The following is a 19,169-nucleotide window of genomic DNA, read 5'->3' as shown; positions in this document are numbered from 1 at the left end:
AACGCCCCGGCCGGAAGCGCACAAGGCAGAACCGCCGCGGGATGCAGGAGCTGACGCATGGCGGACGACAAGAAAGACAACGGAGCTTCGCATATGGATTACGTCGTCGGCGTCAGCTGGCCACGCAGCGGCCACCACCTGATCGTCCGCTTGCTGACGCTCTATTTCGGCGAGGACTTTGGCTACTGCGAATACCATGCCGGCGTGCCCTCGGTGAAAGGACTCGACGCCTGCTGCCGCAGCGTGCCCTGCAAGCACAGCGACGTGGTCAAGCTCACCAAGAACCACGATTTCGACCTAAAGACGCCGCAGATCGCAGGCCAGAAGTACCTCATCCAGTACCGCGACTTCATTCCCTCGGTGGTGTCGAACTTCGAGCTGCACATCCGCAACGGCGCCCCGGACACCGAACTGTCGTTCCGCGAATTCGCCTCGAAGGAATTCGGTCGCTACCGCGCCTTCATGGCCAAATGGGTGCATTCGGACTTTGCGAAAGGCCAGATGCTGCTGAGCTATGGCGATCTGGTGGCCGACCCCGCCGCGCAACTGGCGCGCGCCGTGGCCTTCATCGCGCCTGATCAGACGGTCGATGAGGCGCGGATCGCAGAGGCGGTTGCCCGGGTCGACGGCGAGAAAATCGAACGCGCCAAGGTCAAACAGCTGCAAGGCGTGGGCGTGCATGCCAACCGCGACGTCACCGAGTTTCGCTGGTACAAGCCCAATCTCTTCGACCACCTCTCCCGCCTCAACCTCGCCAGGCATCAGGTGATCGAGGCGTTCCAAGAGGTCCTCGGCCGCGCGCCCGCCGAAGCCAACATTTTGAGCTTCCAGTGTTGCGAAAGCCCCGAAGCGCTCAGGGCGCAGTTGCAAGCTTCCGAGGAATATCGCCAGAAGACTAACCAGTCTCCTACTCAACACTGAAATGCGATTAAGAAAAGGTTCTTCCGCCATGATCACCCCCATCCTTCTCTGCGGCGGTTCCGGTACCCGGCTCTGGCCGCTGTCGCGCAAAAGCTATCCCAAGCAGTTCACCGATATGATCGGCGACGAGAGCCTGTTTCAGGCCTCCGCCCGGCGCTTCACCGGCAATGGCTTCGGCGATCCGGTGGTGGTGACCGGCAACGACTTCCGCTTCATTGTTACCGAGCAGCTTGACGATATCGGCCTCAAGGCGGCGGGGATCATGATCGAGCCAGAGGGGCGCAACACCGCGCCCGCCGCCATCGCTTCGGCGCTGTTTGCCGCCAAGGCCAACCCCGACACGATGATCCTGCTGGTGCCCTCCGACCACGCCGTGGCCGATCCGGAAGCGTTCCGCGCCGCTGTCGCCAAGGGGCAGGTCGCCGCCGAAGAGGGGCAGATCGTCACCTTCGGCATCGCCGCCACCCGCGCCGAGACCGGCTATGGCTGGCTCGAGGCCGGCGCAGCCACCCACGACGGCGTGCACGCGCTGACCCGCTTTGTCGAAAAGCCCGATGCCGCCCGCGCCGAAGAGCTCTTCGCCGACAAGCGCTACCTGTGGAACGCCGGCGTGTTCCTCGCCTCGGCGCAGACCTTCATCGCCGCCTTCAAAGAGCACGCCCCCGCGATCTACGCCGCCGTCGAGGCGGCGCTGGAGGCCGGACACGAGGATCTGAGCTTCACCCGGCTCGACCCGGACCTCTGGGCGCAGGTGCCCGAGGATTCCATCGACTACGCGGTGATGGAGAAGGCCGAGAACGTCTCGGTGGTGCGCTTCGACGGCCATTGGTCGGATCTGGGCGGCTGGGAGTCGGTCTGGCTGGAGTCGGACAAGGACGAGAAGGGCAACGCGCTGTCGGCGCACACCACCGCGTTTGATTGCGAGAACACGCTGCTGCGCTCGGAAAACGACGAGATCGAACTGGTCGGCATCGGGCTGAAGAACACCGTCGCCGTGGCCATGCGCGACGCGGTGATGGTCGCCGACATCTCGGAAAGCCAGAACGTCAAAAAGGCGGTGAAGGAACTCAAGGCGCGCGGCGCCAAGCAGGCGCAGCACTTCCCCGTCGATCACCGCCCCTGGGGCTGGTACGAGACGCTGGTGCTGGCCGACCGCTTCCAAGTGAAGCGCATCCATGTGCACCCCGGCGCCTCGCTGTCGCTGCAGAGCCATGTGCACCGCTCCGAGCATTGGATTGTCGTGGCAGGCACCGCCAAGGTCACCGTCGACGACAAGGTGCAGCTGCTCACCGAGAACCAGTCGGTCTATATCCCGCTTGGTGCCGTGCACCGTATGGAGAACCCCGGCAAGGTGCCGATGGTGCTCATTGAGGTGCAGACCGGCAGCTATCTCGGCGAGGATGACATCATCCGTTACGAGGACAAATACGCCCGCGGCCAAGGCGCCAAGGGCTGAGCTGAGGGCGCGCTGCGTCTCCGGCAGCCCGCACAGACAGAACGACCGGCGCCCCGCGGCGCCGGTTTTTTGTTCCCGAACCGTCTCTGACACGGGCCCAAACGCCCTACACCCAACGCCCGACCGCCATCACAGCGCAACTCACCGCGATGCGTGCGCCGGTCAGGTCCCAGGCCGAGATCCCAGCCGAGCCCGCCGCCACGGCTCCTGCCGACAGCAGATGCGCGCCGCCCGAGGCGCAACTGCCGGTCACCACCGGCGGCGCCGCGAACTCCGCCGGGTAGCTCCAGCTCACCGCGCCCGCGGCGCTGCTGGTCAGCGTGTGCCAGCAGATCTGCGTGCCATCGGCGCGCCGCAAGTAGCTGCCCCCGGCGCCCGCCCCGGTCTCAAACAGCGCGCCGGTGCTCTCCCCCGCCAGCTGCGCCACGCTGCCCAGCACGCCCGAGCCGCTGAGCGCGCCATCCACCCGCGCGCCCTGCGGCGCATGCGCCCGTCCGGTGGCGGCCTCAAAGCGCAGCGCGGTTCGCCACGATGCGCCATCTTCCGAAACCTTCACCGAGAACGCATCACTGCCCGCACAGCCCATCTCGGCCCGGCCCGACCAGCCGGTCTGGAACAGCAGGCTGCCGGTGTCGCCCGCTGCGGCCTTGTTGATCTTCAACTGATGCCCGGCGCCGTCATGGCTGAGCAGGCTGGCCGCCGAGGCCACCGCAAGGCGGTTGGTCGCATCGGGCGCGGCGTTCACCCCCAGCAGGCCGGTCTGCCCCTGCGGCGGCAGCGGCATCGCCTGCCAGTCGCCCGCGCGCCAGACCAGGTCCACCGCCTCGTCCAGCACGAAGACCCGCCAGCCGGGGCGCGGCGCAAAGATGCGCCAGGCGGTGCCATCCCAGAGCGCCAGCGCCCCGGCCTCCTGCCCCGCCCAGACCCCGCTGGCCCCCGCAGGCAGCAGGTAGCGCGCGCCGGTCTCCGGATCGGCGGGCGGCGCGGCCAAGGCGCGGCTCGCCACCGCCAGCTGCACCACCGCGTCGAGCAGCGTCAGCGCCTCGTTATGGGTGACATGTTTCTGCGCCTGCGCCGGTGCCAGATAGGGCAGCGACAGATTGGCCGAAAGCTCGGACATGGGCGGGTCTCCCTGCGCGGTGGATCACGGCGCAGAGAGTGGGGCGCGCGGGTTAACCGACAGCGCCCCCGCCGCACGCCCGGAGAGGTCCGGGCGCAACGGCCTGAACGCTTCGAAACAGGGTCGCGAACAGCCGGGTCAGGCCAGTTCGAGCCGCGCCCCGGTCAGGAACTCAAGCGCGGTGTCCTGCAGCACCAGCGACAGATCGCCCTGCGCCAGCACCAGATCGTCGCCCTCCTGCACGAAGGCCGCGCGGGCCGCGTCCGTATCCGCAAAGCCGAACCCCTCGAGGCGCAGCGTGTCCCAGGCCTCGAAATCGGCCACGGTGCTGCTGCCGCCAGCGCTTGCGTCAAAGATGAAGATATCGGCGCCGGTGCCGCCGATCATCAGGGTCTCGCCGCCGCCCGCCTCAAGCACGTCATCCGTGCCCTGCGCCCGCATCCAGCTTTCCAGCGTGTCGGCGGTGGCCGCTGCGAACTCGGTGCTCTGGGCAAAGCCGCGCACCACTTCGGCGCGGGTCATGCCGCCCTCCAGCCGTCCGGTCCAGCTTTCCAGCCCGGCCGCATCGCCCTCGCGGCCCAGCACGTTGCGATAAAGCAGATCAACGAAGCCCGCGCTGCCGAGCGCGCCATAGGTCGCCTGGAACTCGGCGCTTTGCACAAAGCCGTCGACCACGCTCAGATACTCGCGCCCCTCGGCCAGACGGGTGCTCCACGCCTCGAAGCCGGCGGCATCCGGCGCGCGGTCCAGCGTCGCCTGATAGAGCCGGAACACATCGTCGCCCCAGGCCTGCGGCGAGACCTCAACCGCGGCGTTATAAGCCGCGCCGCGGGTGCTCGAGACGAACTCGGCGCTTTGCGAGAAGCCCAGAACCACCTGCTCGCGGCTCATGCCGTCCTCAAGCCGCGCGGTCCAGCTGGCCAGCCCGCCGTCATCGGCCTCGCGGCCCAGCACGTTGCGATAGAGCTGCGCGACAAACGCGGTATCGGTGAGCGCGCCATAGGTGTTCTGGAACTCGGGGCTGCCGGTGAAGCCCGCCGCCGCCTCTGTCAGCGTGCGCTCGCCGGTGAGCAGCCGCTCGGTCCAGCTGGCAAAGCCGCCGGCATCGGGGCTGCGGCCCAGCGTCGCCTGATAGAGCCGGAACACCTGCCCCGAAAGCTCGGGCAGATGCTGCGGGTCCAGATCGTCGCCGATCAGCACGTCGCCATCGGTGCCATAGAGCGTGTCCGCCCCGCCGCCGCCGATCAGCACCTGCGCCACACCGGCGTCGCCGGTCAGCTGGTCATCGGCTTCACTGCCGCGCAGCACCGTCTCGACCGTCTCTTCCTGCACCGCCTGCGCCTCGTCGGCGATGGCATCGACCTTGAGGTTCTCACGGCCCATGCGGATCGTGGAGCGCACCTCGCCGTCGATCCCGGCGCCGGTGAAGCTAAGCTCATAGACACCGTCCGGCAGCACCATCTGATAGCCGCCCGAGGCCCAGCTGTTGGTGGTGTAGGTGCCCGCAGCCCCGGTGGCGGTGACGGTGATGCCGCCCAGCCCTTCGCCGATGTCGTAAAAATCATCGCCGTCGGCGTCGTCGATCACCACGCCCAGAAGCTGCGCCTGATAGCCCGAGCGGGTGCCGAAATCCTGCGTCACCACATACGGCCCGACGCTCAGCCCGTCCGGTGCATCCAGCACCCCGATGCCAACCTCGGTGACATTGGCCGAGAGGATGGCGTTGCGGTGCCCGGCCGGGTCCTGCATGCCGCCAGTGCTGCCGCCCCAGTCGACGTAAAAGCCCGCATGGGCGTGCAGCGGGTCCTGCGCATAGGCAAAGACGTTCTCGTTCAGCCGCGACCAGCCGTCGTAGCCCTCGGCCACCACCCGGTCGCGCAGCACCGCCTCGCCGGGCATCTGGTGGCCCTGCGTATCGGCATCGATCATCGCCTGCGAATGGTTGTCCGCCGCCGCCGCCAGCGGGCTGTTCCACGCCAGCGCGGCCACCGCGTCATATTCGGCCAGCTGCGCGGCAAAGACATCGAGGTCGACGCCGAAATACCCCAGCGCGTTGGTGATATTGCCTTGCACCGCGGTGCCGCTCGCCGCGTCGGTGATCATCGCGTCGAACTCGCCCTGCGGGTCGAGCCGGGCGCGGTTGATATATTCCAGCATCATCTGCTCGAAGGCGGTGGGGGTGTGGGTCTCGTTGCTCATCGGGTCCTGTCGCTGTCTTGCGGGTCAGTGGGGCCGGCGTGTCGCGCGGCGCGATCGTCTGCCCAAAGGTCCTTGGATTTCTTGCGCGGAATAGGGTGCGCTGGCTTACACGACCGGCCCTCTGGATGGGACCGCAGGCCATACCGCCCGGGCGCTTGCCGCCGCCGTCAGAACAAAAACATGTCATCGTGAATATCAGATTGCGTCACCCCCTGAAGGATGACCCGGGTGCCCTGATCGGAAAACCGCACAGCGTTGTCATCCTGCACCAGATGCGCGCGGATCTGCGCCGCCTCGGTATAGCCGAACCCCTCGAACTGCAGCACGTCCCAGCGTTCGAGATCGGCGACCTCGTGGCGCCTGGCGTCCTCGGCGTGAAAGGTGAAGCGGTCGCGCCCCATGCCGCCGATCAGCAGATTGTCGCCCGCCCCGCCATCAAGCTCATCGTCCGCGCCCGCCCCGCGCATCCAAGCCAGCAGATCAGGCGCGCTGGCAGCGATAAGCTCCGGGCTCTGGGCAAAGCCGCGCACCACCTCAGCGCGGCTCATGCCGGCCTCGAGCCGCGCGGTCCAGCTCTCCAGCCCCGCCGCCTCGCCGTCGCGGCCCAGCACATTGCGATAGAGCAGGCCGACGAAGCCCGCGTTGCCCAGCGGGCCGTAGGTGGCCTGAAATTCGGGGCTCTGCACAAAGCCATCGACCACGCTGAGATAGCTGCGCCCCTCGGCCAGACGCGCCGACCAGTGCAGCAGGCCCGAAACATCGGGCGAGCGGTCCAATGTCGCCTGATAGAGACGAAACACGTCATCCGTCCACGCCTGCTGCAGCGCGCCGCGGCTGAAGGCGACGGCCTCACCGGCGGTGCTGGCGCGCAGCTCGGGGCTTTCGGAAAAGCCCAGCACCACCTGCTCGCGGCGCATCCCCTCCCCAAGCCGCCCGGTCCAGCCCGCCAGCCCGCCGGCGTCGGGCGCGCGCTCCAGCACGTTGCGGTAGAGCAGGGTCACGAACGCCGCGTCATCAAGCGCACCATAGGTCTGGCGAAACTCCGCAGACTGGGTGAAGCCACCGGTCACCGACAGCAGGTCGCGCGTGCCCGACAGCAGCCGCGCGGTCCAGTGCAGCAGCCCCGCCATATCCGGCGCACGATCCAGCGTGGCGCGATAGAGACGAAAGACCTGCCCCGAAACAGGGTCGAATTCGGGGTCCGCGGCCTCGCCGATCAGCAGATCGTCGCCCGCGCCGCCGCGCAGAATGTCGGCCCCCGGCCCGCCGGCGATCGTGTCCGCCGCCGCGCGCCCCTGCAGCAGGTCGGACCCGGCACTGCCGCTCAGGGTCAGCGGCGTCTCGGGCAGCGCGCTGCTGTCGATGTGCCACAGGTCGCGCAGATCGGCGATGTCGAAATCGCCCGCCGCCAGCGGCTGGCCCTGCGCGCTGTCGATGCGCGTCACCTCGCCGTTCAGCACGAGGCGCGCGCCGCGGGCGGTGCTGTCGATCTGCAGCGCCTCCACGGTGTAGAACCGCCCCAGATCCGACAGGTCCAGCCGGTCGGTGCCGGGCTCGAAATCGGTGATCCGGTCGGTCTGCCCATCGGCGGTGAAGACAAAGACATCCGCCCCCGGCCCGCCGCTCAGCACGTCCTGCCCCGGCCCGTCGATCAGCACATCGTCGCCAGCACCGCCCGACAGGCTGTCATCGCCCGCGCCGCCGTGGATCTGATCATTGCCCGGCGTGCCGTCATGGCTGTCCGCGCCGCCGCCCAGTTGCCGCGTGAGGCCCACCGCCCCCAGTTCGGCCCGCAGCCGCGAGAGACCATCGCCCGCCGCGCTGTCGGGCACGCCGCCAGCGGCATAGATGTCGATCCCCGAGGCATCCGCCGCCAGCGCCAGCGCCGCGGGGGCGCTCAGCGCCATCTCGGTGTCATCGGCCAGCGTCGCCAGATGCAGCAGCCGCCCGCCGGGCAGCAGGGTCAGCAGGCTGATCCCGTCGTCACGGCCCGCCACGGCCACATAGACCTGCCCGTCCCGCGTCACGGTGGCCATCGCGGTGACCCCGGCAAAGCGGGTCTGCAGATCGTCGCCCACCAGATCGGTGAGCTGCATGCCGCCGCCGCCTTGCAGCGCCACCACGGCGATCGCACCAGAGCCCGCGCCGATCAGCGCATAGCTCTGCCCGGCCAGTTGCACGCAGCGCAGCAGGCTCGGCGTGTCCAGAAAAAGCCCGTCCTGCGGCCCAAGCTGCCGCACGTCCGAAAGCCGCCCTTCGGGCGAGATTGCATAGGAATAGAGACTGTTTTTCTCCGCCGAGAGCACCAGCACACGCGCCGCCGCCCCCTGCCCCACGCTTGCGATGGCGCTGACCTGCCCCGGCGTCGCGGCCTGCACATCCTGCGCCTGCGCGATCAACGCATCGCCCTCGCGCCGCCAGACCTCGACCCCGTCGACGTCCCTTGCGGCGGTGACCAGCAGGTCCGCCCCCTGCGCCCTCACATCCGCCAACGCCACCAGCGCCCGCGCTGTGCCGTCGTCATAGCCGAAAAAACGCCGCGTCGAGAGCGCGCCCTCATCAAGCGCCCCGGCCTCATACGCCCAGCCCTCGATCCCGGCCCCCGAGCGCCCCGGCGCCAGCAGCAGCCTCTCGCCGCCAAGCTCTGCCAGCACCAGCCCGCGCGGCGCATCAAGCCCATCCGAACTGCCGTAATGCCCGCTGCCCTGCAGCTGCAGATCCGCGTCCCAGACCAGCACCCCGCCACCCGCGCCGCCGGCGCTGACGAGCCGAAACGGGGCGGCCTGCCCCGCCTCTCCCTGCCCCGTCTCCCCCTGCCCGGCGCCTTCCTGCCCGGCGTCATCCTGCGGCGGGATCAGCAGCGCGCTCAGCGCCAGCATATGCGCCTCCGGCCCGGCGCTTTGCGTGCTCAGGTGCTGAAGCTGACCCATCGCCGTCTCTGCCCGCCTCGCTGCCTGCGCCTCGATGCCATACCCGGCGCCGGGTATGGCAGAGCCGCCCCCGACAGCCGGTTAAAACCCGTGCCGGAAAAACCGCGCAATACGCGGCTTATTCGTCTCGAAGTCGCGCGATCTGTTGCACCGCCGCCGCCGCTCCGGCATGACCTAAGAAGTTCCGTCCCCGCCGCAGAGAGCCCCTATATGAGCGCCGACCAGCCCCTCTCGCCGCAGACGCGGGTCCAGACACGGGTCCAGACACGGGTCACCATCCTTCTGGCCACGTGGAACGGCGCGGCGCACCTGCAGCAGCAGCTCGACAGCTATCTGGCGCAGAACCACGAGGCCTGGGATCTCTGGGTCAGCGACGATGGCTCCACCGACGGCACGCTGGAGATCCTGAACGCCTTCCAAGCTGCCGAACGCCACCGCCGCGAGGTGCGCATCGTCGCGGGTCCGCAGCGCGGCCATGCCGCCAATTTCCTGTCGCTGCTGTGCCACCCCGACCTGCCCGCTGGACCGGTGGCGCTGTCGGATCAGGACGACGTCTGGCTGCCCGGCAAGCTGCGGCTGGCGCTCTCGGCGCTAAAGGACGCCGGGCCGGTGGCGCTCTGGGGGGCGCAAAGCTACCACACCGACGTGGCGCTGCGCGTCATCGGCCGCTCGCGCCAGCCGCGCCGCGCGCCGTGTTTCCGCAATGCGCTGACCCAGAACGTGATCAGCGGCCACAGCGCCACGCTCAGCGCCGGGGCGCTGGATCTGGTGCGCCGCGCCGGGGTGCCGGCCGATATCCCGCATCACGACTGGTGGCTCTACCAGCTGGTCAGCGGCGCCGGCGGCACGGTGATCGTCGATCCGGCGCTGCTGATCTACTACCGCCAGCACCGCACCAATGCAGTCGGCGCGCACCAAGGACTGGCCCCCAAGCTGCGCCGCGCCCGCATGGTGCTGGGCCGCAGCTACGCGCGCTGGCTGACCGCCAACCTCGCGGCGCTCGACCGGGTGTCGGGTCTGCTGACCGAGGAAAACCGCGCGCTGATCACCGAACTGCGCGCCGCAAAGCCGCACCCCGGCCCGGGCCGGCTGCTGACCTTCCGGCGGCTGGGCCTGCACCGGCAAACCCGGCTGACCACCGCCAGCCTCTATCTGGCGGCAGCGTTGGGGCGGGTCTGACCGGAAAAGCAGGCTCTGATACGGAGGTATCGGGGCCTCAGGCCCGACGCTTCATGTTCTGCTCATGCTCGCGGATGCCACGGTCAACATCATCGTGGAAGGTCAGATGCCCGTCCTCGAGGATCACCACCGCATCACAAAGCTGGCGGATCTGCCCCATCGAGTGGCTCACCACCACCGAGCCGGCGTTGCGCATGCGCTGCTTGAACAGCCGGTCACTGCGCGCCCGGAAAGACGCATCCCCCACCGCAGTCACCTCATCCACCAGATAAGTGTCGAAGGCGATGCCCATGGAGGTGCCGAAAGCCAGCCGCGAACGCATCCCCGACGAATAGGTCTTCAATGGCAGGTGGAAATGCACGCCGAGCCCGGCGAAGTCCTCGACAAAGGCGATAAGCTCATCGGTATCCACGCCGTAGATACGCCCGATGAACCGACAGTTCTGCGCGCCACTGAGTTCCGGGTGGAAGGATCCGGCAAACCCCACCGGCCATGAGATCGAGCCGGAAGAGCTGATCTTCCCCGAGGTGACCGGCATGGTCCCCGCGATCATCTGCAGCAGCGTCGACTTGCCCGCGCCGTTGCGCCCCAAAAGACCCACCGAGCGCCCGGTGGGGAAGGTCATCGACACGTTCTGCATGATGGTCTTGCGCTTGCCTTCGAGCGCAAAGACCTTGGTGACGTTCTCGAAACGGATCATCTCACCCGCCTCCTATCGACGATCCTTGACCGAGTAGAGCACCAGAACCGTCGTCGCCCAGATCAGGAACAGGAACAGCGTCACCACCATCAGCAGCGTCGCCCGCTGCGGGTATTCGGCGGTCTGCGCGCTGGTCGGCTGCATATAGGCGGCCAGGTAGCGGCTCTTGCGCTTGGCATCGGCCCGCGCCGCGTCATAGGCGGCCAGCGCCGACACATAGGACTGCTCGGCAAACTCGCGGTCCACGGTCAGCCGCTCGTAGTCGCCCACCAGATCGGCAAATGCCTGCCCGCCGGGCCCGGTGCCGCCCTCGAAGCCCAGCTTCTGGCGCTCGGCGGCGATCCGCGAGCGGATCACCTCGAGGCGGCGCTCGGCTTGGGCGACGCGCGGGTCATTGGCCTGGGAGGTCTCGCGCAGCAGGTCGAGCTCGATGATCTGCTCGGCTTCCTGTCCCTGCAGCGTGCCCAGCAGACCGGCTTGGCTCTGCAGGTCCATCTGCGGGTCGACCAGCTGGTTCTCGTTGCGGAACCGGGTGACCGTCTCGCGCGCCTCCTTGAGCCGCTCCACCGCCTCGTCGAGCTCGTCGCGAGCATAGCTGATCGCGTCCTCGCGGGCGACCGAGCTGAGCTCGTTGATCACATCGGCGCTCTCATCCAGCAGGGTCTGGGCGATCAGCGTCGCGTCCTCGGGCCGGAAGGCGCGGACCTCGACCTCGATCAGCCCCGAGCTGTAGGAGATCCGGACCATGTCTTCCCAGTAGCCCATCAGCTCTTCGATCGACGCGTCTTCGTCGAGCTTGAACACCGGGTCCCATCCCGAAGGTGTCCAGATGGCGTGCAGGTCGATCTGCTCGTCGATGTCCGAGACCAGCTTCTGGCTCTGGATGAACTCATAGAGGATATCCGTGTCGGACGAGCTTGAAGTGGACAGGCTCGAGAGACCGCCCAGAAGGTCGACCGCCGAGGCGGCATCCTCTTGGCGTACGGTGAATCCCACCTTGGACGCATATTGGTCCTCGGCCACCAGCCACAGGTAAAGCGCGGTCAGGATGCTGGGCAGGATCACGCAGACAAGGAAACTCGCCAGCATCAGCTTGTGCCGGCGCTGCGGTTTCGCAGCGCCCGCGGGCGGGCGGGCCGGACCGGCCTGCTGCGCGCCGGACCCCGGCGGCTTGCCCGGCGGTTGCGCCCCGGGCTTCTTCGGGCCCGGTGCCTTCGGCTGTTGCAGCTGCGCCGGCGTCTGCGGCGCCTCAGCCTGTGCTGGTTGCGGCACGGCAGCAGGCTGCGGCTTGCCCGAGGGTTTCCCCTCTGCCGCTTTGGTTTCCGTGGCTGTCTTGGTATTGGCGGGGGCGTTCTTGCCCTGCTGCGGCTGGCCCTGTGCGGGGCCGGCAGCCTTGTCCTTGGCGGGTTGTGTCAAACGGGCCCCATTGGAATGTCATTTGCCAGAGCACGATGCTAATACACCGGACAAGAACAAGATACCAGATTCCAGAGGCCCCTGCATGAGCACCGAGGATTTCGCGCCACCACCCCAGACCCCGGCCCGAAGCACCGCGGCCGCCAAAAGGCTGTTCCCCGGCTCGCGCGCTGTCGCGGCGCTGATCCTGCGCGAGATGGCCACCAGCTATGGTCGCTCACCCGGTGGCTACATCTGGGCTATTCTTGAACCCATCGGCGGCATTCTAGTGCTGACCTTGGCCTTTTCCGCGTTCATGCGGAGTCCTTCACTCGGTGTAAACTTCCCGATCTTCTACGCCACCGGCATGATGCCCTTCTTGATGTACACCGGCGTACAAGGGAAGGTTTCGAGCGCGCTGAACTATTCGAAGCAGTTGCTGGCCTACCCAACGGTCACTTTCGTGGACGCGATCCTCGGGCGCTTCATCCTCGACGTGATGACCAAGCTTTTGGTCAGCTACATCGTGTTCGGCGGTATCATGCTGCTCTATGAGACCCGCGTGACACTGGATTTTCCGGTCATTCTTGAAAGCTTCGCCCTAGCTGCACTGCTCGGAATCGGCATCGGAACGCTGACCTGCTTCATATTCACCCTGTTCCCGGTGGCACAGCAGGCTTGGGGGATTTTGACCCGACCTCTATTCCTTATCTCCGGGACGTTTTTTCTCTACGACGACCTCCCCGAATGGGTCCAAGGCTACCTTTGGTACAATCCTCTGGTGCATGTGGTCGGGTTGATGCGTAAAGGGTTCTACCCAACCTACGAGGCAACCTACGTCTCAAAACTCTATGTGGTCACTCTGGCCCTGATCTGCCTAACTCTTGGCCTGCTTCTGCTGCGCCGCTTCCACACCGACTTGCTGCACAGATAACAGTGAAGCCCCCGTACCGACGGGTCAAAGATGACGGCGCAGCTCTTCCAAGAGCTGCGCTTCAAACGCCGCATTGCGCGCATCGCGCTGCTTCTCAAGCCGCGGTGCACCAGGCTGCCAGCCCGGCTTGGCGAGGCCTGCCTGCTGCAGTAGGGAGCTAACCGCCTCAGGGTCTTGCGAGGTCTCCTCATAGAGCGCCGCAAACCGCTCGAACCCCTGCGCACGGCAGATCAGGTCGATGAACAGGTTGGCTTGGTGGAACGACTCGATCGAGCGCAGAATCCCGTCGGCTTCGAAACGCGGCTCCGTCTCCGAGGCGTCTTGCAGGCTGGTCCAACGCCCGGTCTGTAGCGCGATGGAATAGGACACCGCCTGCGCCACCACATCCTCGCGCAGCGTGTGCAGCACCGTCACGCCCGGGAACATCCCCGGTATGTTGAACCGCACCAGCATCGCCAATTGGTCCCAGGACGCCTTCAGCATCAGGCTCTGCCCGGTCTTGCGTTGGGTCTTGTGAAGGTAACGGATGTAGCCGGGGAAACGCTTGAAACCGTGCTTGGTCTTCATGTTCTCCAGCACGTCGGCGTTGAGAAACTCCCCCCCGCCGCCGGCACGCCCGGCCTGCCGCGCATATTCGGCCAGAAGGTTCGAGCCTGAACGGTTGGTGAAGGCGATGATCACCAGCGGCTTGGCGAAGACCGGCTTGCGGCCAAGGAACATCGCGTCCTCGCCATAGAGCTCGCGCAAGCGCCGCTCATGCACGCCGGGCTTGGCCATCGCATCTACCAGAGGCAGGGGCACCACGGCCTTACCGATCCGGTCTTTCAGGAACCCCTTCATGATGCGCACTCCCGTTCGTCCGCGCCGCGTCGCTGCGAGGCTGCGAGGAGACCCTCGATATCGCGAACAGGCCCCTCCGGCAACGGCAACACCGCCCCCGGCGCGCCCTGCGCCACCGCGCGGGCCACCGCCTCGCCCTGCGCTCCGATGTCGAAGCTCACCACCGGCAGGCCTGTTGCCAGCATCTCGTGGGTGGTGAAGGAGAAGGTTTCGGGCCAGATCGAGGGCATGAACCAACTCGAGATGCCGTAGCGCGCCACGAGGCCGGGCAGGTCGCGCAGCTCGTAGCTGCCGTGGACGAGGCTCGGCGGGGCGAGCTTGTAGCTCGGATCGATATGGCCGAGCACCACCAGCCGGGCGGCGCCCGAGCGGGCCAGATCGCGGCTGAGATCCTGCAGCAGCGCCGCGCCCTTCTGCACGCCGATATTGCCCAGCACGCCGATCACCGGCACGCCGCCCTCGCCTTTTCCCGGCGCAAGGCGCGGCGGGGTGGCGGGCAGCTGGTGCGGGCGCACCGCGATGCGGGGGGCGGCCTGCGGATAGGCCTCTGCCACGATATCGCGGCTGGAGCCGGAGAAGACCACGATGCTTTCGGCCGCCGCCATCAGCCGGCCCCAAGCCGTCTGCCAGTCGTGCAGCGACGCCATGACGCCGCCGGGGCGCTCGTAGACATGCGCCGGGTCGTCCGCCAGCGGGCCGCCCGCCACCGGCACGCCGCGGTAGACGCCATCGGCGCCGAGCAGCGTATAGGAGGGGCTGATGAGGAAGAAATCATGCATCAGGATCTCGACCGGATGCGCGCCCTGCCCGTCCGGCTTTGCCGCCAGCCGCAGCAGCCGGTCCGGCAGTTCCGAGGCATCGCGTTCATGCACGCCGCACGAATAGACGATGCGCCGCTGCGGCAGCAGCGCCACCAGCTTCTCGACCAGATCCCAATCGTTGGTGAGGCCTTGGGTCATGCCGGTGGGGCCGTAAAGCTCGAGCTTCCAGCGGTGCCCCTGCCCGACCCGCAGCACCAGCGCCGATTGGCCTGCCTCGGTCTCGGCGGCGATGCGGTCCTGCAGGTAGTTTTCCGCCCCGCCCCCCAGCGCATGACCAAGATAGACCGGCACCGCGCCGGTCTGCCGCCGCGCTGCCAGCACCAGCCCCAGCGCCAGCCGCGGCGTGTTGAGCGGGTCGCGGCGGATGAACTCCTGCACCTCGGCGTCATAGCCCGGGTAGCGCCCCGAGAGCACCCGCAGGTTGCGCTCGAGCAGGCGCTGCTTGTCGGCGCTGCCGAAGGACTGGCCGCCGCGGTGTTCGACAAAGAGGTTGGGCGCGCAGACATGCCGCCCGCCCATGGCCACCGCCTTGCGGCACCAGTCGTTCTCTTCGCCGTAGCCGCGACCGAAGATCGGATCGAACTGCGGGAGCCGGGCGAGGACCTCCGGCGCCAGCGCCATGCAGAAGCCGACACCGGTGGGCGCCTCGGCCAGCCCCGCCACGGGATCGAAGCCCGCCGCCACCGCGTCGAGCGCGTCGACATCGCCGGGCGCCAGATCGCCCCGCTGGCAGATCACCGGCACGGTGAAGATCTCGGCGTCGTTGGACATCGGCGTGACCGAGGCGACATCCGGCTCAGTGAGCGGCGCCAGCAGCCGCGGCAGCCAGCCCTCGGGCACCATTGCGTCGGAATTGACCAGCACCACCGGGTCTTCGGGCCAGTGCTGCAGCGCCTCGGCAAAGCCGCGATTGACCGTGCCGATGAAACCGAGGTTCTCGTCGTTCTCCAGCAGGGTGACCTGCGGATGCGCCGCAGCCCAGTCGCGCAGGAAGGGGCGGACCTGCGGGTCGGGCGAGGCGTCGTCAATGAGCAGCAGCCGCCAGGCGCTGCCGGAGTGGCGGGCGATGCGGTCCAGCGCCTCGGGCAGCAGATGGAAGGCGTTGTAGACCGGCAGGATCAGCGTCGCGGCGCGCTCCGGCGCGGCGGCGAGCGGGGTGCCCGGCAGCAGCGCAGGCAGCATCTCGGCGGCATCCGAGCGCGGCACCAGCCCCAGCCGTTCCTTGACCACCTCGCGCGCGCCCAGATCGCCCTGACGCTTCCAGCGGTGGATCACCGGGGCAAGCTCTGCCAGCGTGGTCACAAAGCGCAGCGCCATCGGCGCCCGCGCCCGCAGCAGCGCCTTGCGCGAAAAGCCGGGCAGGGTCTGGCGCAGCGGATCTTGTCCCTCGCCGCGTTCGGCGACCAGCGTGATCGGGCCGGTCTCGCAGGGGATATCCAGCGCAAAGCCGCGCCGCGCATTGCCCGCCTGCACCAGATCAGGCACCACCCAGGCGCGGGTGCTGTTGACCGACAGACCGATGCGCGTCGCCTCGGCCCAGCCTTCCACATGGATGCGGTGGCGGCGCAGGGCGATGCGGGTGATCTCGCCATAGGGCGCGCCGGTCTCGTCGCGCAATTCCACGCCGGGACGATCCAGCTCGATGTTCATCTCCGCGTAGCGCAGGAAGATGCGATAAACCCGGGCGAGCAGCACAAATCGTCTCCTTGAAACAGTCGGCCCGGCTTACGGGGCCGGACGGCCCGGCGCAAGCAGGGCGGCACGCGCGCCGCCCTCCCGGTGTGTGCGCGCCACAGCACCGCCCGCGAAATTGTTTCGCAGCGAAACATTTTGCCAAAGCCTGCCGACCACGGGCCTCACCCTTCCATCCGCGCCGAGAGCCAGGCGGCGAGATCGGCGCCCAGTTCGGCATCCGCCGCGGGCCCCGAGATCTCGAGCCGCGTGCCACGGCGGCGCAGGGTGAGACCGGGCCATTGCGCGAGAGTTTCGGGCGGCTCTTTCGGCTCTACGGCGGGGGTTTGGCTCTCGATCTGCTGCGCGGGTTCGGGGGCAGGGGGTTCCTCCTCCGCGCGGCCCGCCGTCATGCAGCGGGTGAGGATGTCGCGCTCGGCCACGGCATCGGCGGGCGCCTCGGCCCTCAGCGCGGCAGAGATCTCTTCGGCCAGACGCGGCCGGTCGCTCAGCTGTTGCGCCAGTTCGAGACCGGCGCGTTCGCTCAACGCCTCGGGGAAGCGCAGCGCGCTGTCGAGCGCCTTCACGATGCCTATGAACGATTTGATCTTCGAGCGGCGCGCCCGCGGCACCGAGGCAAAGAGCGTCGCCAAGGCGGATTTCTCCGAGGCGAAGACGCCGCGCTCGGCGGCCTTCACCACGATGCGGGCGCGTTCGTAATGGCTGAGATTGGCGCGGATCTCGTTCTCTTCGATCATCGCCAGATAGGCCGCGTGCCCATCCTCGGGGCGGCGCAGCAGCGCCAGCACCGTGCCGAACCGCGGATCGCCGGTCTCCTCGCGCAGCGCCGCCAGCGCCCGGCAGCGGCGCCAGCCCGAGAGCAGCCCGTAGCCGGCGCGGCCGGGCAGGGCGACCACCTCGATCGGCGTCTGCTGGCCACGCGCGCGCAGACTGTCGCGCAGCGACTGCGCCTCGTCGGGATCCTCGGCCATGCGGTCGCGCACCAGATGATTCAGCGCGACCTGCTCCAGCGGCAGTTCCAGCACCAGCTTGCCGTCGCGCCGCGCGGTCTCCCAGCGGTCCGACAGTTCCTCCAGCGCGGCGCTTGCCGCCGCCCCCGCCGCCACATCGGCGATTGGCGCGGCCCGCCGCGAGGGGGCGGAAAACATCGATTTCGTCTCCAGCCCCGCCGGGCCGGCCTCATTGCCCAGCGGGCCGGGCTCGACCGGGGTCAGTCTCTTGCGCTTGGCCATCCGTCTGCTCCTGTCAGGAAAAGGTCCGGCACAGAGCCGACCCGAACATGGTTAAGACGGGGTGACCCCGCCGCCCAGAAAAGTCGCGCGGAAAATTGTTTCGCAGCGAAACAGAGTCTCATTCGGCGGCCCTCAGAGCCTGTTCATCGCGCCGCCAGCTGCCCAGCAGCAGCTGTTTGAGAGCCGCATAGGTGGCATCGAAGGTCTCGCGGCCCCGGGCATAGGTCTCGCGGTTGAAGTCGCGGTAGTCGGCCTCGTAGATGCCGCGCACCTGCTCGCCGGCCTGCCCGATGAGCGCGGTGTAATCCTGCCGGTGCGGCGAGAGCACCGGCCCGAGATAGGCCTGCATCAGCGCCGCCAGCTCGGCCTGCTGGGTGCCGTCGTAGCGGGTGATCACCGCGCGCACCGCGTCCCATTGGAAGTTCAGCCCCTCGCGCCCCAGCGCCCGCGCCGCCATGTTCTCGGCCTCCTCGATCGACGAGAAGGTCGAGTGCAGCATGTCAAAGAAGCGGCCCGTGGAATCGAACTCGAGGAACGACGCGCCAAGCGGCACCAGCAGGATGTCGGCGGCGGCCAGCCCGTTAATCGTCAGATAGCCGAGGGCAGGGGGGGTATCGAGGAAGATCACGTCATACTCGTCGAGGATCCCGTCGGCCTCGAGGCTCTCGGTCAGCGCGTCCCACAGTTTCCAGCCGCGCGCCTGCATCCGCCAGACGGGGATCTGGAACTCGGCCCAGTAAAGGTTGAGCTGCGCGCCGATGAGATCGATGTTCGGCCAGTGGGTCTTCTGTACGAGGTCGGGCGCGCGCGCCTCCATCGCCTCCGACAGCGTCTCGTCGAGCGGCACCGGCGGATCGCCCCGGTCCATCCGGCGCTGGTTTTCCGATTGCAGGTGACGGCCGTAGTGGCGCGCCAGCAGCGGGAAAACCGTCTGCCATTCATCCTCGACCTTGCCGCCGAAGATCGAGGTCATCGAGCCCTGACTGTCGAGATCGATCACCAGCACCTTGTAGCCGTCGAGCGCGGCGCTCATCGCCAGATGCGCGCAGGTGGAGGTCTTGCCGACGCCGCCCTTGAAGTTGGCCACGGCGACCATCTTGGCGGGCAGCCCCTCGGGGCGCCACGGCAGGTAGTTCTTGGTCTTCGAGCCGCCGGCGGCGAAATGCGCGCGCAGCCGCAGCACCTCTTCGAAGGTGAACCACTTGGCGCCGCCCTCGGTCTCGGACCGGCCCTGCGGCAGCTCGGGGTTCTGCTTCAGCACCCGGCGAAAGTGGCCGACCGCCACGGGGATCAGGTAGCGGGTGATCTCCCAAGTCGAGAACAGCCGCAGCTCGCGCCCGCCGTTTTCCTCCAGCCCGCGGCCAGCAAGATCGCTGCGCCCGGCCTCGCAGGCCTGCGCGATCTGCGCGAACTCCGCGGTCTCGAACGGCCCGCCAAGGGCGCTCAGCGCGGCGTCGGGATCGATGTTGAAATAGGGGGGCAGCTCGGTTTTCGTCTCCGCCTTCATGTCCCTGCGCGACCTTCCATGTTCGTCGTTTTGAACAGGATACTGAAAAACGACGAACATGGAAGCAAAAGCTGCACATATGCAGGATTTCTAAGCAGATTCGGGAGGTTGCCGCCAAGGAAGATGCCCGGAGTTGCGCGGGTGTCTTTCAATGGGTGTGTTATTTTTTGTTAGTTTATTCGTTACGGTCTGGGAAGCACCTTCCTAAGCCTCTGGGGAATAATCGAAATCTGTCACCCGATG

The 19,169-nt window shown here is 67.9% G+C and carries 13 protein-coding genes; 4 read left to right on the top strand and 9 right to left on the bottom strand.

Features of this window, described 5'->3' with window-relative positions; all coding sequences use genetic code 11:
• Positions 1-57 precede the first annotated feature (57 nt).
• On the top strand, positions 58-921 hold the full coding sequence (locus ACXAJT_RS21635; RefSeq protein WP_475238920.1) for a hypothetical protein: 864 nt from the start codon (positions 58-60) through the stop codon (positions 919-921).
• A 28-nt stretch (positions 922-949) separates the two neighbouring features.
• Positions 950-2,377 carry a mannose-1-phosphate guanylyltransferase/mannose-6-phosphate isomerase gene (locus ACXAJT_RS21630; protein WP_475238917.1) on the top strand — a complete coding sequence of 476 codons (1,428 nt, stop codon included), beginning with the start codon at positions 950-952 and terminating at the stop codon, positions 2,375-2,377.
• 106 nt (positions 2,378-2,483) lie between these two features.
• On the opposite strand, the gene ACXAJT_RS21625 is transcribed toward ACXAJT_RS21630, so the two are convergent.
• The 3 genes from ACXAJT_RS21625 to ACXAJT_RS21615 all read right to left on the bottom strand — a co-directional run bounded on the left by ACXAJT_RS21625 (position 2,484) and on the right by ACXAJT_RS21615 (position 8,626).
• Positions 2,484-3,497 (bottom strand): DUF2793 domain-containing protein, encoded by a 1,014-nt coding sequence (locus ACXAJT_RS21625; RefSeq protein WP_475238914.1) that lies wholly within the window; start codon positions 3,495-3,497, stop codon positions 2,484-2,486.
• A gap of 138 nt (positions 3,498-3,635) precedes the next feature.
• Positions 3,636-5,696: a DUF4214 domain-containing protein gene (locus tag ACXAJT_RS21620; protein WP_475238912.1), complete on the bottom strand. Its 2,061-nt coding sequence runs from the start codon at positions 5,694-5,696 to the stop codon at positions 3,636-3,638.
• Between the two features lie 167 nt (positions 5,697-5,863).
• On the bottom strand, positions 5,864-8,626 hold the full coding sequence (locus ACXAJT_RS21615) for a DUF4214 domain-containing protein (RefSeq protein WP_475238909.1): 2,763 nt from the start codon (positions 8,624-8,626) through the stop codon (positions 5,864-5,866).
• A 210-nt stretch (positions 8,627-8,836) separates the two neighbouring features.
• Between ACXAJT_RS21615 and ACXAJT_RS21610 the strand changes: the two genes are divergently transcribed.
• A complete protein-coding gene (locus ACXAJT_RS21610; RefSeq protein WP_475238902.1) occupies positions 8,837-9,805 on the top strand; it encodes a glycosyltransferase in 969 nt (322 codons plus the stop codon).
• A 37-nt stretch (positions 9,806-9,842) separates the two neighbouring features.
• Here ACXAJT_RS21610 and ACXAJT_RS21605 read toward each other — a convergent pair whose 3' ends face one another.
• Together ACXAJT_RS21605 and ACXAJT_RS21600 are read right to left on the bottom strand one after the other, a co-directional pair.
• Positions 9,843-10,505: an ABC transporter ATP-binding protein gene (locus tag ACXAJT_RS21605; protein ID WP_475238900.1), complete on the bottom strand. Its 663-nt coding sequence runs from the start codon at positions 10,503-10,505 to the stop codon at positions 9,843-9,845.
• A 12-nt stretch (positions 10,506-10,517) separates the two neighbouring features.
• A complete protein-coding gene (locus ACXAJT_RS21600; protein WP_475238898.1) occupies positions 10,518-11,921 on the bottom strand; it encodes a KpsE/RkpR family capsule polysaccharide export protein in 1,404 nt (467 codons plus the stop codon).
• A gap of 85 nt (positions 11,922-12,006) precedes the next feature.
• Between ACXAJT_RS21600 and ACXAJT_RS21595 the strand changes: the two genes are divergently transcribed.
• The gene (locus ACXAJT_RS21595) at positions 12,007-12,834 is read left to right on the top strand and encodes an ABC transporter permease (RefSeq protein WP_475238896.1); all 828 of its coding nucleotides are present in this window, start codon (positions 12,007-12,009) and stop codon (positions 12,832-12,834) included.
• A gap of 24 nt (positions 12,835-12,858) precedes the next feature.
• Here ACXAJT_RS21595 and ACXAJT_RS21590 read toward each other — a convergent pair whose 3' ends face one another.
• From ACXAJT_RS21590 to ACXAJT_RS21575, 4 genes are all read right to left on the bottom strand, one after another.
• Entirely contained in the window at positions 12,859-13,674 is an 816-nt protein-coding gene (locus ACXAJT_RS21590; RefSeq protein WP_475238894.1) for a Stf0 family sulfotransferase, read from the bottom strand.
• On the bottom strand, positions 13,671-16,190 hold the full coding sequence (locus ACXAJT_RS21585) for a glycosyltransferase family 2 protein (protein ID WP_475238889.1): 2,520 nt from the start codon (positions 16,188-16,190) through the stop codon (positions 13,671-13,673). Before ACXAJT_RS21585 ends, ACXAJT_RS21590 begins: the two co-directional genes overlap by 4 nt.
• Positions 16,191-16,351: 161 nt before the next feature.
• A complete protein-coding gene (locus ACXAJT_RS21580; RefSeq protein ID WP_475238887.1) occupies positions 16,352-17,419 on the bottom strand; it encodes a ParB/RepB/Spo0J family partition protein in 1,068 nt (355 codons plus the stop codon).
• Between the two features lie 118 nt (positions 17,420-17,537).
• Positions 17,538-18,926, bottom strand: a complete 1,389-nt coding sequence (locus tag ACXAJT_RS21575; RefSeq protein ID WP_475238884.1) for an AAA family ATPase — start codon at positions 18,924-18,926, stop codon at positions 17,538-17,540.
• Positions 18,927-19,169 lie beyond the last annotated feature (243 nt).

It is taken from the genome of Salipiger sp. ABF4_146, assembly GCF_056161345.1.
Note: the sequence above shows the minus strand (reverse complement) of the source record. Positions and strands in the feature narration are given on the sequence as shown.

Coding starts and splice junctions, on each gene's coding strand:
- ACXAJT_RS21630 (WP_475238917.1), top strand. CDS start 950: ATGATCACCCCCATCCTTCTCTGCGGCGGTTCCGGTACCCGGCTCTGG.
- ACXAJT_RS21580 (WP_475238887.1), bottom strand. CDS start 17,419: ATGGCCAAGCGCAAGAGACTGACCCCGGTCGAGCCCGGCCCGCTGGGC.
- ACXAJT_RS21635 (WP_475238920.1), top strand. CDS start 58: ATGGCGGACGACAAGAAAGACAACGGAGCTTCGCATATGGATTACGTC.
- ACXAJT_RS21595 (WP_475238896.1), top strand. CDS start 12,007: ATGAGCACCGAGGATTTCGCGCCACCACCCCAGACCCCGGCCCGAAGC.
- ACXAJT_RS21605 (WP_475238900.1), bottom strand. CDS start 10,505: ATGATCCGTTTCGAGAACGTCACCAAGGTCTTTGCGCTCGAAGGCAAG.
- ACXAJT_RS21575 (WP_475238884.1), bottom strand. CDS start 18,926: ATGAAGGCGGAGACGAAAACCGAGCTGCCCCCCTATTTCAACATCGAT.
- ACXAJT_RS21625 (WP_475238914.1), bottom strand. CDS start 3,497: ATGTCCGAGCTTTCGGCCAATCTGTCGCTGCCCTATCTGGCACCGGCG.
- ACXAJT_RS21620 (WP_475238912.1), bottom strand. CDS start 5,696: ATGAGCAACGAGACCCACACCCCCACCGCCTTCGAGCAGATGATGCTG.
- ACXAJT_RS21590 (WP_475238894.1), bottom strand. CDS start 13,674: ATGAAGGGGTTCCTGAAAGACCGGATCGGTAAGGCCGTGGTGCCCCTG.
- ACXAJT_RS21615 (WP_475238909.1), bottom strand. CDS start 8,626: ATGGGTCAGCTTCAGCACCTGAGCACGCAAAGCGCCGGGCCGGAGGCG.
- ACXAJT_RS21610 (WP_475238902.1), top strand. CDS start 8,837: ATGAGCGCCGACCAGCCCCTCTCGCCGCAGACGCGGGTCCAGACACGG.